This window comes from Phycisphaerales bacterium AB-hyl4 (assembly GCA_041821185.1).
Taxonomy (GTDB): Bacteria; Planctomycetota; Phycisphaerae; order Phycisphaerales; family Phycisphaeraceae; genus Natronomicrosphaera; species Natronomicrosphaera hydrolytica.
This window is the reverse complement of sequence record JBGUBD010000010.1, coordinates 1-13622: the sequence shown is the minus strand read 5'-3', so window position 1 is coordinate 13622 and position 13622 is coordinate 1. Positions and strand designations below refer to the sequence as shown.

11 protein-coding genes are annotated in these 13622 nt (G+C 66.1%); 7 read left to right on the top strand and 4 right to left on the bottom strand.

Annotation, left to right across the window (positions count from 1 at the left end; genetic code table 11):
- Positions 1–142: 142 nt before the first annotated feature.
- Positions 143–1279, bottom strand: coding sequence for a bifunctional diaminohydroxyphosphoribosylaminopyrimidine deaminase/5-amino-6-(5-phosphoribosylamino)uracil reductase RibD (gene ribD / locus ACERK3_14865; GenBank protein MFA9479569.1), 1137 nt, complete (start codon positions 1277–1279; stop codon positions 143–145).
- 221 nt (positions 1280–1500) lie between these two features.
- Between ribD and ACERK3_14860 the strand changes: the two genes are divergently transcribed.
- From ACERK3_14860 to pyk, 7 genes are all read left to right on the top strand, one after another.
- A complete protein-coding gene (locus tag ACERK3_14860) occupies positions 1501–3324 on the top strand; it encodes a C45 family autoproteolytic acyltransferase/hydrolase (GenBank protein MFA9479568.1) in 1824 nt (607 codons plus the stop codon).
- 66 nt (positions 3325–3390) lie between these two features.
- Positions 3391–4296: a hypothetical protein gene (locus ACERK3_14855; protein ID MFA9479567.1), complete on the top strand. Its 906-nt coding sequence runs from the start codon at positions 3391–3393 to the stop codon at positions 4294–4296.
- Positions 4297–4349: 53 nt separating this feature from the next.
- Entirely contained in the window at positions 4350–5039 is a 690-nt protein-coding gene (locus ACERK3_14850) for an RNA polymerase sigma factor (protein ID MFA9479566.1), read from the top strand.
- A complete protein-coding gene (locus ACERK3_14845) occupies positions 5012–5554 on the top strand; it encodes a hypothetical protein (protein MFA9479565.1) in 543 nt (180 codons plus the stop codon). The genes ACERK3_14850 and ACERK3_14845 overlap by 28 nt, the downstream gene beginning before the upstream one ends.
- Positions 5555–5666: 112 nt before the next feature.
- A complete protein-coding gene (locus tag ACERK3_14840; protein ID MFA9479564.1) occupies positions 5667–6206 on the top strand; it encodes a type II secretion system protein in 540 nt (179 codons plus the stop codon).
- Between the two features lie 15 nt (positions 6207–6221).
- Positions 6222–6878, top strand: coding sequence for a hypothetical protein (locus tag ACERK3_14835; GenBank protein MFA9479563.1), 657 nt, complete (start codon positions 6222–6224; stop codon positions 6876–6878).
- Between the two features lie 181 nt (positions 6879–7059).
- Positions 7060–8595: a pyruvate kinase gene (gene pyk / locus ACERK3_14830; protein MFA9479562.1), complete on the top strand. Its 1536-nt coding sequence runs from the start codon at positions 7060–7062 to the stop codon at positions 8593–8595.
- Positions 8596–8679: 84 nt separating this feature from the next.
- Here the strand turns inward: pyk and dacB are convergent, their stop codons facing one another.
- The 3 genes from dacB to ACERK3_14815 form a co-directional block, all read right to left on the bottom strand.
- Positions 8680–10179 carry a D-alanyl-D-alanine carboxypeptidase/D-alanyl-D-alanine-endopeptidase gene (gene dacB, locus ACERK3_14825; protein MFA9479561.1) on the bottom strand — a complete coding sequence of 500 codons (1500 nt, stop codon included), beginning with the start codon at positions 10177–10179 and terminating at the stop codon, positions 8680–8682.
- A gap of 220 nt (positions 10180–10399) precedes the next feature.
- Entirely contained in the window at positions 10400–12709 is a 2310-nt protein-coding gene (locus tag ACERK3_14820; protein MFA9479560.1) for an HDOD domain-containing protein, read from the bottom strand.
- 125 nt (positions 12710–12834) lie between these two features.
- Positions 12835–13425 carry a response regulator gene (locus ACERK3_14815; protein MFA9479559.1) on the bottom strand — a complete coding sequence of 197 codons (591 nt, stop codon included), beginning with the start codon at positions 13423–13425 and terminating at the stop codon, positions 12835–12837.
- Positions 13426–13622: the final 197 nt, after the last annotated feature.

The following is a 13622-nucleotide window of genomic DNA, read 5'->3' as shown; positions in this document are numbered from 1 at the left end:
GATCCAGCTTTTCAAGCGGCTCGCAACACGCGAGCCGTTTTTTATGCGCCCACGCACCCGAATCCCACATCAATCCCGATTGCGATCGAAGCCCACGGCGTGACGCCGTGGGCGTCGGCGCACCCGATACTGACGGAACCCATCACCCCCGCGCCTCCCCCACGCGATAATCCAGCAGCACATCCTCCTCAATCCGCTCCACATCATGCAGCCGCAGCGGCAGCGCGTCCGCCATCCGCCCCAACGTCCACCCACGCACCGCCCCCAGCGCCGACGCATCGCCCGCCACCTTCGGCGCCACAAACGCGAGCACCTGATCGACAAGCCCCTGGCTCAGCAGCGCCCCCGCCAGCCCCGCGCCGCCTTCCACCAGCACGTTCGTCGCATCATGCTGCTCCACCAGCCCGCGCAGCAGCGGCCGCAGGTCGAGCATGCCTTCATTCCCATCCAGCCGCGGCAGCCCCACCAGCGACGTCCCCTTCGCCTGCCACTGCTGCACCGCCTCGCCGCCCGCCGCGAGCACCGCCTCGTCCACCGCCAGCGTCAGTCGCTTTGCCGACGCGGTCGCCAGTCGCCCCGTGGTCGGCGTCCGCAGGTTCGGGTCCACCACCACCGGCCGCGCCAGCCGATGCACCGCCACATCCCGCGCCGTCAGTTGCGGATCGTCCGCCACCGCCGTGCCCGCGCCCACCATCACCGCATCCACCCGCGCCCGCCACTCGTGCACCCGCCGTCGCGACGCCTCGCACGAAATCCACTGGCTATCCCCCGTCGCCGTCGCGATCCGCCCGTCCACTGTCTGCGCCCACTTGAGCACCACCCACGGCAGCCCCATCGTCACCCGCTTCACAAACGCCGCGTTCAGCTCATGCGCCTCCCGCTCGCAAAGCCCAACCTCCACCGTCACCCCCGCCTCGCGTAGCCGACGCACGCCCGACCCTGCCACCCGTTCGAACGGGTCGATCATCGCGATCACCACCCGCGCCAGCTTCGCCTCGATCACCGCCTCCGCGCAAGGCGGCGTCTTGCCCGTATGCGAGCAAGGCTCAAGCGTGACATACATCGTCGCCCCCGCCACATCCTGCCCTCGCCCCCGCGCGTTCGTGATCGCCTCCACCTCCGCGTGCGCCCCGCCGAACCGCGCATGCCAACCTTCGCCGATCACCTGCCCATCGCGTACGATCACCGCCCCGACCATCGGGTTCGGCTCGACCGCCCCGCGTCCGCGCGCCGCCAGCCCCAGCGCCGCCGCCATGAATTGTTGATCGTCCCACTTCACACCCCCCATCATACGCCACCCCCCAAACCCACGACGCCCCACAAAGCCCAGGGACAGCCGTCCTTGGGCTCCCCCCTCACCTCATCGATCAACGCAACAACATCTTCACCACCCTGTAACCACCTCACCCCCGTTCGCGTATAACACCTCCAGACGCGCCGCGCCGCCGCCGCGCCACCGCTACTGCTCCATTCGCTTCGCTTCACCACGAAAGGATCGCCATGCGACGGTTTCGCCCCTTGGCACTGCTGATGTCCCTGCTTGCCGTGCTCACCCTCACCCTCGCCGCGCCAGCCGCCCACGCCTCCGACGAGCTTGCCCGCCAGCTTCGGCCGTTCCTCGAAATCATGCAGTCCAACGGCCCCGCCGCCGCCACCATCGAGCTTCAGCTCGACGACCCCGACATCGCCATCACCGCTCACCTCGCCCGCTTCGGCGATGATCGTTGGCTCGTCCACGTCGACCACGACACCTACAGCATGCACCTGCTCCGCAGCCCCGACGACACGCGCATGCACCTCCCGCACCGCAACGTCACCTTCGTCGGCCAAGGCCCCACCGACCCCGACGACCACCTCAACGGCCCCAACCTCCTCACCCGCCTTGTCAGCAAAGACAGCGAAGCCTTCCTCTACCTCAACATGCTCCAACGCGCCGACGCGAACATGGCAGCCACCATGCTCACCTCCTTCGCAGGCGTCCGCAAAGCAAACGACAACACATGGCGCTCGCGCCAACTCGGCGACGCCTCATTCCGCTTCGACGAACACGAAGGCAACCCACGCCTGCACGTTACCCACAACGGCATGAAGCTCACCTGGACCGTCGCCGACCCCAGCGTCATCCGCGACCGCTTCACCGCGCCCGACGACGCCGACGCCATCGACGTCAGCCGGGCCGACCTCGAACGCTCGCTCGTCCGCGGCATGCGGCGAGGCAGCGAAGTGCTCGCGCCCGGCCCGGCACTCACACGGCCGGCCCGACAGTCGCGACGCGTCGCCCACGGCGAGCTGCGCTGGCAAAACGATCAACGCCTCGTCACCCTCCGCGGCACGCCCGAACAGATCGGCCAGGCCCACGGCCAACTGCTCGGCCCCGAAGTGCTACGCTGCGTCGACTCCGTCCTCCACATCGTCAGCCTCGTCAAAAGCATCGAGTCCGGCCAGTGGGTGCTCGACGAACTTCGCGACATCCAATCACGCGTCCAACCGTTCCTCCCCGAGCGACACGAACGCGAACTCACCGCCCTCGCCAACACCGTCGGCATCGACCGCGAATGGGTTGTGCTCGCCAATGTCTTCCCCGAAATGTTCCATTGCAGCGGCTTCGCCGTGTTCGGCTCCGCCACCGCCGACGGCACGCTCTACCACGGCCGTGTGCTCGACTACATGACCCAGATCGGCTTCGAACACGCCATGGCTGTCTTCGTCATCCAGCCCGATGACCACTACGACTTTGTCAACGTCGGCTACGCCGGCTTCCTCGGCAGCGTCACCGGCATGAACGAACATCAAATCTCACTCGGCGAAATGGGCGGCTCCACCCTCGGCGACTGGGACGGCGTGCCCATGGCAACCCTCATGCGACGCGCCCTCGAAGAAACCGCCACCCTCGACGAAGTCATCGCCCTCTGGACCGACTCGCCGCGAACCTGTGAGTTCTACTACGTCTTCGCGGACGGCAAGATCCCCGACGCCGTCGGCGTCGCCGCCACCGCACACGACATCGAAATCATCCGCTCCGGCCAGACGCACCCACGCCTCGGCGAAGGCATCCACGACACCGTCGTCCTCTCCGCCGGCGGACGACTCGAAGCCCTCCGCCAACGCGTCACCGATAGTCACGGCCGCATCGACGAACAAACCGCCCTCGCCTGCATGGACCGCCCCGTCGCCATGCGGTCCAACCTCCACAACGTGCTCTTTATCCCCCAACAGCTCCGCCTCTTCGTCTCCCACGCACAAGGCTCACAGCCCGCCGCCGAGCGACCCTACGAGGAATATGATTTAGCAGCGCTGCTCGGCATCACCATCAACCCCGACTGACGCCGACCGCGACAGCCCCAACGTGTTTCGCTTTATCCACACCCGCACGGGGAAAGGAAGTTTCCCATGCCTTGCACGAAATATTCGAGCCCGCTCATCGCGATGGGGCTCGTCGCCTGCCTGCTGCCCGCCGCCGTCGCCTCGGCCGACGAGCTTCAACACGACCAGCTCGCCGCGAACGCCAAGTGGTATCTGCACGTCGACCTCGATGCGATGCGCAGCAGCACGCTCGGCCGAAACATCATCGAACACCAGACCGGCGACAAGCACGCCGACCGCCTCGCCTGGATCGAGCGACACACCGGCATGCGACCGCACGAACAACTCACCAGCATCCTCATCTACGGCACAGACTTCGAACACCGCCAGGGCGTCGCCATCTTCCAGGGCGACTTCGACCGCGACCGCATCATCGACCGCCTCGCGGGCGCGCCCGGCTACCAGTCGCTCGACCCGGCCAACGACACGCACCGCATCGCCTTGCCCGGCGACACGCAACGCGACCTCTACCTCGCCTTCCACAACGCGAGCCTCATCCTCGCCTCCGACCGCAGCCGCCTCATCACCGCCCTCGCCACCCGCACCGGCCGGGCCGAGCCCCTCCCCGCCGACAGCCCGCTGCTCGCCGGCGACCGCGAAGGCGCAATGTTCCAGTTCGGCGCGACCGACCTCTCGCAGATGCACGAACGCCAGGCCAACCTCATGCAGGCCGCCGATCGCATGAGCATGGCCATCGTCGAGCACGACGGCCGCGTTGCCCTGCAAGGCAGCGTCACCGCCGACGACGAACGCCGTGCCCAGCAACTCTACGACGCCATGCGCGGCATGAAAGCCATGGCCATGCTGCAAAGCGAGGAGCTCTCGCCCCTGTTCGAGCAGGCCCGCCTGCACCGCGCCGGTGAACACATCGAGTTCACCTGGTCCGTCCCCGCTCGCGATGTGATCGACATGCTCGAAGCCTACGTCCGCTGACCCCCGGTCCCCGGCCCCGGCCCGCTGACCTGCCGACACCCGCAAGCCACGTGATGAACGAACCGACCGCCGAGCACGCCTTCCCCGACACGCAGCGCGAGCGCGACCAGCAGCTCGCGCTCGCCGCGCAGGCAGGCGACCGTGACGCGTTCGCATCGCTGGTCCGTTACTACGAACCCCGCCTTCGTCGATTCCTTCGGCCGCACGTCGGCAGGCGATCGCACGACGTCGACGACCTCGTGCAGGAAGCATTCCTCCGCGCCTGGCGAAACCTCGCCCGCTACGACGAACGCTGGGCCTTCAGCACCTGGCTGTTCACCATCGCCACCCGCCTCGTCATCGACCGCCGTCGCCGTCGCGATCCCGTCGACTGGCCCGCCGCGTGGGAGCAGGCAACCGCCGCCCACGCCACCACCACCGCCGCCGACGACGGCCCGCTGCATCGGCTCATCGATCACGAGCAAAGCCAGCGCCTCTGGCACAAGGCCGCCCAACTGCTCACCCGCGAGCCGTTCACCATGCTCTGGCTCTTTTACGCCGAGCAGCTTTCCGTCGCCGAGGTCGCCCACGCCGTCGGCCGAACCAGGACCAACGTCAAAGTCCAACTCCACCGCGCCCGCCAACGGCTCAAGCAAGGCCTCGCCGACCCATCCGTCCACCACGCCCCAACCGCCGCCGCGAAAAGCAACGGCCGACCGCATTCAGGAGACCACCCATGCCTGCACCCCGCCCCGATCGTCTAAGCCAGCAACCGCCCGTCGGCCCCGCCGACGACGCCGCTATCGAACGGCAACTGCAACGCGAAGCCCGTGCCCTCGTCGAGCCTGCCGACGAAGCGCGCGTGCAGGCGATCATGCATCGCCTCGCTCACGAATCCGCGCCCGCCGCCGCCGGGCCCCCGCGACGTGTCACCCCCTGGCGTCTCGCCGCCGTCGGCCTCGCCGCCGCGTGCGTGCTCGTCGGCGCGTTCGTCGCCATCTCGTCCCTCACCCGCGCACCCGACACTGCCATCCCCCTCGTCAACCAGCCGCCCGCCGCCGACCCCGCGCCGAGCACCACCCCAACCACCACCACCGCGGCCGGCGACGTGTTGCGCTTCCCCGATCCGCTGGACACCGGCCGAGCCGCCGACCTCTGGGCTCAACTCGAACTGCAAGCCGAGTGGAATCACCTGCGCATGGACGCCGCCCGCTTCGTCGGCCCGCTCGCCTTCGCCGCCGGCCCGGCCGCCTTCGAACCGGACACACCCTCGCCATAACGCCTGACAAAATCGTCTCATCTCACCTGTAACCCAACCCGTCCACCTGCGTATAACACTGCGGACCGCGCCGACGCACACACGTGAGCACACTCGCCCCCGGAGCCGCACCATGCCTCGATCATCCAAGCACGCCTTCGCTCTGATCGAGCTGCTCGTGGTGATCAGCATCATTACGCTGCTCGTCGGCCTCATGCTCCCCGTGCTCAGCCAGGTGCGGTCCGCCGGCCAGCGCATCGCCTGCCTCTCCAACCTTCGGCAAGTCGGCATCGGCTTCGAGGCCTACCGCATCGACTTCAACAACCGCATGCCCGCTGTGCAGGCCATGCCCGTCCTCCCCGACGAACCCTCGCTCATGGACGTCATGGAAGGCTACCTCGACGCCGCGAAGATCTGGCAATGCCCCGCCGACGACTCCAGCTTCGCCGAGAACGGCACCAGCTACGAATACTTCATGGGCTACTACCTCATCTTCACCCAGGGTTCCGCCGACTACAACGACCTGCTCCGCGAACTGCACGCCATCGAGTCGATCATGCCCGTCCTCACCGACGCCGACGGCTGGCATCCCAACGGCCCCGGCGGTACGAGCGCCAACGCGCTGTTCCTCGACGGCCGGGCCGACTGGTTCCACGTCACCGGCGATGACTGAAAGGCACCTCCCCCCATGCTCATCCTCGAACGCATCAAAGACGCCTGGGCCATCCGCTGGGTTCGCTACACGCTCGGCAGCGCCGTCGCCGTCGTCTGCCTCACCGTCGGCGGCTGGCTGATCGCCGACTACATCGCCTCCATCCCGCCCGACCCGGCCAACGACGATGCGGCCGTGGTCATCGACTTTTTCTTCAGCGATCACTTCGAGCGCATGTCCTCCGTCGACCGCCGGGCGTACACCGACGCGCTGCTGGCCCGCTATCAGTCGATGGACCGCGACCAGCGAGGCCGACTCGCGGAAACCTTCAGCGAGCAGCGCGACGCCGACCGCGACCGCTCGCGCGAGCGGATGATCGAGCTTGCCCGCAACTTCATGCTCCGCGAAGCGGAAACCTACGCAGACCTCCCGCCCGAAGCCCGCGCCGAATGGCTCGAAGGGCGCATGGGCATGTGGCGGATGATGGGCATGGACGGCGACCGTCGCGGCGGCGGCGGCGGTGGCAACCGCGATCGCGATCGTGAAGAAAGTCGCCCGGAGATGACTGCCGAGCGGCAGGTCCGCACGATTGCGTTCTTTCAGGACGAAGTGCTCCCGCGCAGCACCGCCCGCGAGCGCGCCCTGATCACCACCCTCATGCGCGACGTCATCCACCAGCACCGCCGCAACTGACGAACGTCGCCTCACATTCACGACGCCCACAAAGCCCAGGCATGGCCATGCCTGGGCTTTACTCGTGCGCACACACGTCCCCTCCCGCGCGCACACCCGGACCACCGCCGCGCGCACACCAACACCACCCACGCGCGCACACCCGCGCGCGTCACCCCGCCCCCCACGGTACAATCCCCACGTGCCAGCCAGCTTTGTCCTGACCAAGATCATCGCCACAGTCGGCCCCGCCTGTGCCGACGTGACCAGCCTCGCGCGCCTCATCGAAGAAGGCGCGCACGTCTTTCGCATTAACTTCTCGCACGGCAGCTTCGACGACTTCCACAAAGCGCTGACCAACATCCGCGAAGCCTCCAGGCAAACCGAAACGCCCATCGGCATCCTCGGCGACCTCTCCGGCCCCAAGATCCGCGTCAAACCCGTCCGCGAAAACGTCATCCACCTCGTCACCGGCGACTGCCTCGAATTCGTCGATCACGGCGATGAAACCTACCGCGACGAAAATACCGACCACATCATCGTCCCCACCACCTACAGCCCGCTGGTCAACGAAGTCCACCCCGGCCACCGCGTGCTCATCGACGACGGCGCGATCCGCACCCTCGCCACCGAACGCATCACCGTCGACGGCAAGCCCCGCCTCGTCTGTCGCGTCATTCAGCCAGGCCCGCTCAGCAGCAAAAAAGGCGTCAACCTCCCCGACTCCGACATCTCCGCGCCCTCGCTCACCGAGTGGGATGATCAATGCGTCGACTGGGCCATCGCCCACGGCGTCGACTACCTCGCCCTCTCGTTCGTCCGCAAAGCCGACGACATCAAACTGCTGAAAGACCAGCTGCGCAGCAAGGGCCGTGACAACCGCGCCCTCCGCAGCCACACCCGCCTGCCCATCATCGCGAAAATCGAAACCCCCCAGGCCGTCCGCGAACTGAACGGCATCCTCGAAGAATGCGACGGCGTCATGGTCGCCCGCGGCGACCTGGGCGTCGAGATGGACCTCGCCGAGGTCCCCGTCGTGCAAAAGCGAATCATCAGCGAGGCCCACCATCACGGTAAACCCGTCATCGTCGCCACGCAGATGCTTCAGAGCATGATCGAAGCCGCCGCGCCCACCCGCGCCGAAGTCTCCGACGCCGCCAACGCCATCCTCGACGGCGCCGACGCGCTCATGCTCTCCGGCGAGACCGCCGTGGGCAAGCACGGCGACCAGGCCGTCGCCGTCCTGCGAAAAGTCGCCGCTGTCACCGAACAATACGACGCCCCCAACCACCGCGCCGCCGCCGCCCGACCGCCCAAGCTCTCGCAAGCATCACGCTACCGCACGGCAGCGCTCGCGCATGGCGTTTCCGTCATCGTCAAAGACCTCGACGCTCGCTTCGTCGTCACCTGGTCCGAGTTGGGTGGGGGGGCACGTTATCTTTCGCAGAACCGCATGACCGTGCCCATCATCGCGGTCAGTTCCAACGAAGTCGCGCTCCGCCAGATGTGTCTCATGTTCGGCGTCACCCCCGTCTGGATGCCTCGCCCGGAAGACTCGAACGTCTTCGTCCGCCAGATCGACGAACTGCTGCTGAACAACAAATGGTCCGAGCAGGGCCAGCCCGTCGTCATCGCCAAGGGCGAACCCATCGGCACGCCCGGCGTCACCAACAAAATCCGCATCCACTACGTCGGCGACGTCTGCCGACTCACCTGGCATGCCAAAGAAGGTGAGTGAATTTCGGATTTCGAATTTCGGATTTCGGATTTTCCGATCTCAGCCAAATCCCAAATCCCAAATCCGAAATTCGAAATTCCCCGCCTACCCGCCCAGTTGCGATTGTGACTTCACGCGCTGCTTGATCGCTTCGATCATCTCATCCTGAAGCGTTCGCATGTGGTGGTTGTGCAGCGGCGGGGCGAAGCCGTTGAACAGGAAGCTGAACGCGATCGTTCGGCCGTCGCCGTGCTCTTCCGGCAAATGAATGTAGCCCGACAGCCCGGACACGCCGCGAATGTAGCCGGTCTTCGCATACACCTCCGCGTCGAGGTCGCGCATCCGCCTGCGAAGCGTGCCCGTGTCGCCCGCCCGCGCGAGGCTCACCCGAAACAGCTCCGCCTTCGTCTTATCGTCATCGTTGTGCATCGAATGCAACAGGTCGACCAGCAGCCGAGCGGTGACGCGATTGTCACGGCTCATCCCGCTGCCGTCGGCGATCGTCACGCGAGCGCCCGACGTGCCCAGCCGTTGACGCAGCGCGAAACGCATCGCCGCAGCGCCGTTGTCCCAACTGCCCGGCTCGCCGGTCATCGCTCTGCCCATCCGCTTGAGCAACGCCTCGGCGAACATGTTCTGCGAATTCTGGTTCACCCGGATCAACACCAAAGGCAGCGAGGTCTGCACGACATGCAACGGCTCGGTCGGCCCCATGATCACATCGTCCGCCACGCGCTCCACCCGGTCGACCGTGATGCCCTTGGCCTTCAACTGGGCCTGGAGCACTTGCCCGAAAAACATCGGCGGATCGTGCACCGTCACCTGCACCGCCGTGTAAGGCCGAGCCTGCACCGTCCCGTGAAACGTGTAGTTGTTCGTGCCCGGCGATCGGCTGATCCAGAACGCATCGCTGTCGCCCGTCCGCGCCCGGTTGCGCGTCTGAAGAAACGGCGCCGGCGGAAAAATCTCCACCCGCGGCGAAGCTCCCGAACGCGAGTTCGGCGTCGCCTGCACATCAATCACATTCTGATGAAAATTCACCCCCGCCACCTGTGCACACCAACGGTTGATCAACTGCTCCTCAGGCCAACTCGCATGATGAAACTCCCGGTCCAACGCCCGGTCGTCCAGCAGCAGCGACTCGAAATGCGTCTGCCCCGTCGCCACCACCGCGTTCACCCACTGCGCAAGCAGGTCTTCCACCACCAACGGCGGGTCATGCCGACCCAGCAGCACCGGATCGCCAAACGCCGGGTCGCCATCGCCCAACACCACCAGGCTCGGCCGACCGCCGTCCTCCGGCGTCAGCTTCGCCAGCTTCGTGCGGAACACGAAGTCCGTCCCGAGCACGTCCAGCGCCGTCGCCGTCGTAAGCAGCTTCATATTACTTGCCGGGATCATCGGCTCGTCCGCGTTGATCGCCGCCAGCACATGCCCCCGGTCCAGGTCCACGACCATCGCCGACACCTTCGTACCGCGAAGGTTGGCCGAGCGGATCATCTCCTGAAGCTGATTCTCCACCGCCGCCGCAGGCGTCACCACCGACAGGCAAAGCAGCACACACATCACCAACGGCGCTACCGCGCCCACGCGTCGTACGATCATCGTCTTCCAATCCCTAGGTTGAAGTCCCCGAAGCACCAGCGCCGATCTATCAATTATCGGCCGCAACCCACCAGCAACTGAAGAGAAGTTTATCACACCCCACCCCCGTAAAAAGACCCACCTTTTCCGCCGCAAAGCCCGCCGCAACGCCCAGGCATGGCCATGCCTGGGCTTTATCCGACCTGGGCTTTATTCGAAAAAAATTGCCCCAACCTCCCCCTCACCCCTCCACGCTCCCCAACGGCAGCGACATCGTCGCCGTCGTCCCTTCCCCCACCTTGCTGCGAAGCTCGATCTGCCCCCCATGCCCGCGCACCAGCTGCTGCGCCCGTGGCAACCCCATGCCCACCCGCCGACCCGCCGGTTTCGCGCTGAAAAACGGGTCCATCGCATGATCCAGCGTCCGCTTGTCCATCCCGTCCCCCTTGTCCACCACCTGCACCACCACCGCCTGCCCGCCCGGCTCAAGCTGGGCGACCACGTCAATCAACTGCTTCGAGTTCGACTGCACCGCATTAAACAGAAGCTCCATCATCGCCAGGCGAATCTGCTCCGCGTCGATGTGCATCACCGGCAACTGCTGCCGCAGCCGCAGCGAGATCGCCGGCCCGCCGTCCGCCTTGCCCGACTGGGCCCGCACCTTCTTGATCGCCGCGTCCAGCACCGCCCCGAGATCCGTCGGCTGACGCTGCGGCGTCGGCGGGTCCGCCAGCATGTGCATCGCCGTGATCAAATCGCTTAGTCGATGCGACTCGCGGAAAATCGTCTGCGCCGCCTGCTGCTGCTTCGTGCCCGGCGCAAGCGTCATCGTCAGCAACTGGCTGCGCCCGCTGATGATCGCCAGCGGGTTGTTCATCTCATGCGCCGCGCCCGCCGCCATCTCGCCCAGCCGGGCCATCGACTCCTGCCGCAGCAGCCGATCCTGCACCTCCGCCAGCGCGCTGTTCGCTTCCGCCAGTTCTTCGCCCATCCGCCGCGAGCCGTCGTGCTGCGCCGCCGCCGCGATCGCCGAGCCCCACGTGCTCGACAGCGCCGCCAGCTGCGACCACGCCGGCATCGTCTCGCGATCGTGCAGCAGCACCGCCGCCGTGCCCCAGCCACAGCTCAGCGGCATGAGCTTCACCTTGCGAATGTCTTCCGCCTCGACGAGAAAGTCCGCGATCCAGGGCAGCAGCCCCATCAGGTTCAGGCCCACCGACTGCTGCACATCCAGTTGCCCGATGTCCGGCGCGTAAGGCGGCGCTTCCACGCACTGCGACCGCGCCGGCCCGCCACCCGCGCCATACTGCGAGATCAGCCACGAGGCCCGACTCCCCGTTTCCGGATCGCCGGGGTACAGCAGCGCATAAAACCCAGGCCCGAACACCTGCCGTGCCGAGGTCGCCACCGCGTCCTGCACATCCTGCACGCTTCGACCCGGCGCTGCCATGCCGTGAAACCCCGTGATCGCCTCCAGCACCCGCCCCTGGCTTTGCGCCGTCCGCGAGCGAAGCTCCAGCACATGGTTCATCCGCCCCAGCGCTTCGTTGGCCCGCTGAATCGACGCCTGAAACAGCTCTCGCGACGGCGTTTCGTCCAGCCCGAGCACTCGGCTGCGCTCTTCCACCGCATCGAACACCCTGGCCGACACATCGCGCACCTTCGCAGGCGACAGCCCCACCAAGCCCGCGAGTTCGTCCACATCCTGATTGACGTTGAAGTTGCCCGAGTAGCCAAGGTGTGCCCGCCGCGCGATCAGGTCCGCCAGCGCGATCAGCCCGATCAGCCGACAATGCGGCAAGCGCGGCAGCGCCTGGTAAGACGAGCCGTGCAGCCAGATGCAGTCCATCAACCGATGCGGCAGGTTCCACTGCTGCGCCAGCCGTTTGCCTGCCGTGTGATGATCAATGCCGACAATCCGCCGTTCATACTCCGCGATATTGCCCTGATTCAGCTCCGCCAGTTCGACCACTCGGCTAAAGCTCTTAGGCAGCACATGATCCATCGCCAACTTGCCGATGTCATGCAGCAGCCCGCACACAAACGCCTCGTCCGCCTTCAACTCCGCATCGCCCGCCGCCAGCAGCTCCGCCGTCACACCCACCGCCAGGCTGTGCTGCCAGAACGCCACCCGATTGAACTGCGAAGCCTCTGCCTGCGTCGATCGCGCGTCGGCCGCCGCCGTGCCGTTCATTCGCTCGGCAGTCGCTTGCCCGCTGCCCGCTGCCGCCTGCCCCTCGGCGAACATCTCGAAGACCTTCACCGACAGCACCGCGTTGCGGATCGCGTTAAACCCCAGCAGCACCACCGCTCGTTCGACGGTGAGCACTTCTTCGTTCACGTTGTGCGCCGCGCTTCGGCAAAGCGACAACACCTTACTCGTCAGCGCCGGGTCCGCCGCGACCAGCTCGATGACTTCCCGCGCATGACTGTCATCGTCCGCCGTCAGACTCAACAGCCGCGTCGCAATGGCGGGCAACGTCGGCAGCGAATCAATCTGACGCAGGATCAGCTCAATCCGTCGCGGTTTGCTCGGCTGCGTGGCGACCATACTTAATTCCCATCCCCGTTAGCCGCGAAGCAACGCGGAGCGCTGCCGTGCCAGCGGAGCGCTGCCGTTCTATCCGAAGCACGCTCCGCTGCGCTTCGCGGCTAACCGGAACCTCTTAGTCTTATTCACAACTCCAGCAACGCATAAATCCGCTGCTGCAACTTCTCAACGTTGAAAGGCTTCTTCACGAACTCGTCCGCGCCGGCCTTGAGCAAGTCGTCAATCTCATCCTGGTTCACCACGCCTGACACAATGATGATCTTCGTGTGACGCATCTCCACCGTGTCGCGGATACGCTTGCACACCACGTTCCCATTGATGTCCGGCAGCATGTAGTCCAGCACGATCAGGTCCGGCTTGAACTGCTCGGTCAGTATCCCCGCGTCGTACCCCGTCCCCGCCGTCTTGATCTCAAAGCGATCGTCACGGCTAAGCACGTCCACGAACAACTCCTGAATCTGCTCGTCGTCATCCACGACCAGCAGCTTCCGCTTGCCTTTCTGCAGCAGATCGACGGGGATCTCGTTCTGCCGCATGAAGCGAATCAACTCTTCACGCGGTATCCGCCGAAACCGGCTGCCCGGCACGCGGAACCCCTTCAGCCGACCGCTGTCGAAGCAGCGGATGATCGTTTGCTGTGAGACTTTGCAGATCTCCGCCGCCTCGCCGGTGGTGAATACCTGTTTGGTCGCCAGTTCTTCAATGCTGCTGTTCATGGAACACCCGCCCTTGAGCATGTCGTATGCGCCCTTCAGGTGTGGAGCTTTACCTGACCGTCACGGCGGAAAGGGTTTCTCCAGTTTCTCTACCTTTACATCGGGCCAGCATGCCCCGGACTTGACGTGCCCATCACCTTTCCAACGCGCACCGACAACCCGCCCGACGCGCGCGACGGTTATCCGGACCTTGCCTG

What these genes read in the sequence shown, in the direction of transcription:
- ACERK3_14855 (MFA9479567.1), top strand. Translation starts at nt 3,391, where the DNA reads ATGCCTTGCACGAAATATTCGAGCCCGCTCATCGCGATGGGGCTCGTC.
- ACERK3_14850 (MFA9479566.1), top strand. Translation starts at nt 4,350, where the DNA reads ATGAACGAACCGACCGCCGAGCACGCCTTCCCCGACACGCAGCGCGAG.
- ACERK3_14860 (MFA9479568.1), top strand. Translation starts at nt 1,501, where the DNA reads ATGCGACGGTTTCGCCCCTTGGCACTGCTGATGTCCCTGCTTGCCGTG.
- ACERK3_14840 (MFA9479564.1), top strand. Translation starts at nt 5,667, where the DNA reads ATGCCTCGATCATCCAAGCACGCCTTCGCTCTGATCGAGCTGCTCGTG.
- ACERK3_14845 (MFA9479565.1), top strand. Translation starts at nt 5,012, where the DNA reads ATGCCTGCACCCCGCCCCGATCGTCTAAGCCAGCAACCGCCCGTCGGC.
- ACERK3_14835 (MFA9479563.1), top strand. Translation starts at nt 6,222, where the DNA reads ATGCTCATCCTCGAACGCATCAAAGACGCCTGGGCCATCCGCTGGGTT.
- dacB (MFA9479561.1), bottom strand. Translation starts at nt 10,179, where the DNA reads ATGATCGTACGACGCGTGGGCGCGGTAGCGCCGTTGGTGATGTGTGTG.
- ACERK3_14820 (MFA9479560.1), bottom strand. Translation starts at nt 12,709, where the DNA reads ATGGTCGCCACGCAGCCGAGCAAACCGCGACGGATTGAGCTGATCCTG.
- ACERK3_14815 (MFA9479559.1), bottom strand. Translation starts at nt 13,425, where the DNA reads ATGAACAGCAGCATTGAAGAACTGGCGACCAAACAGGTATTCACCACC.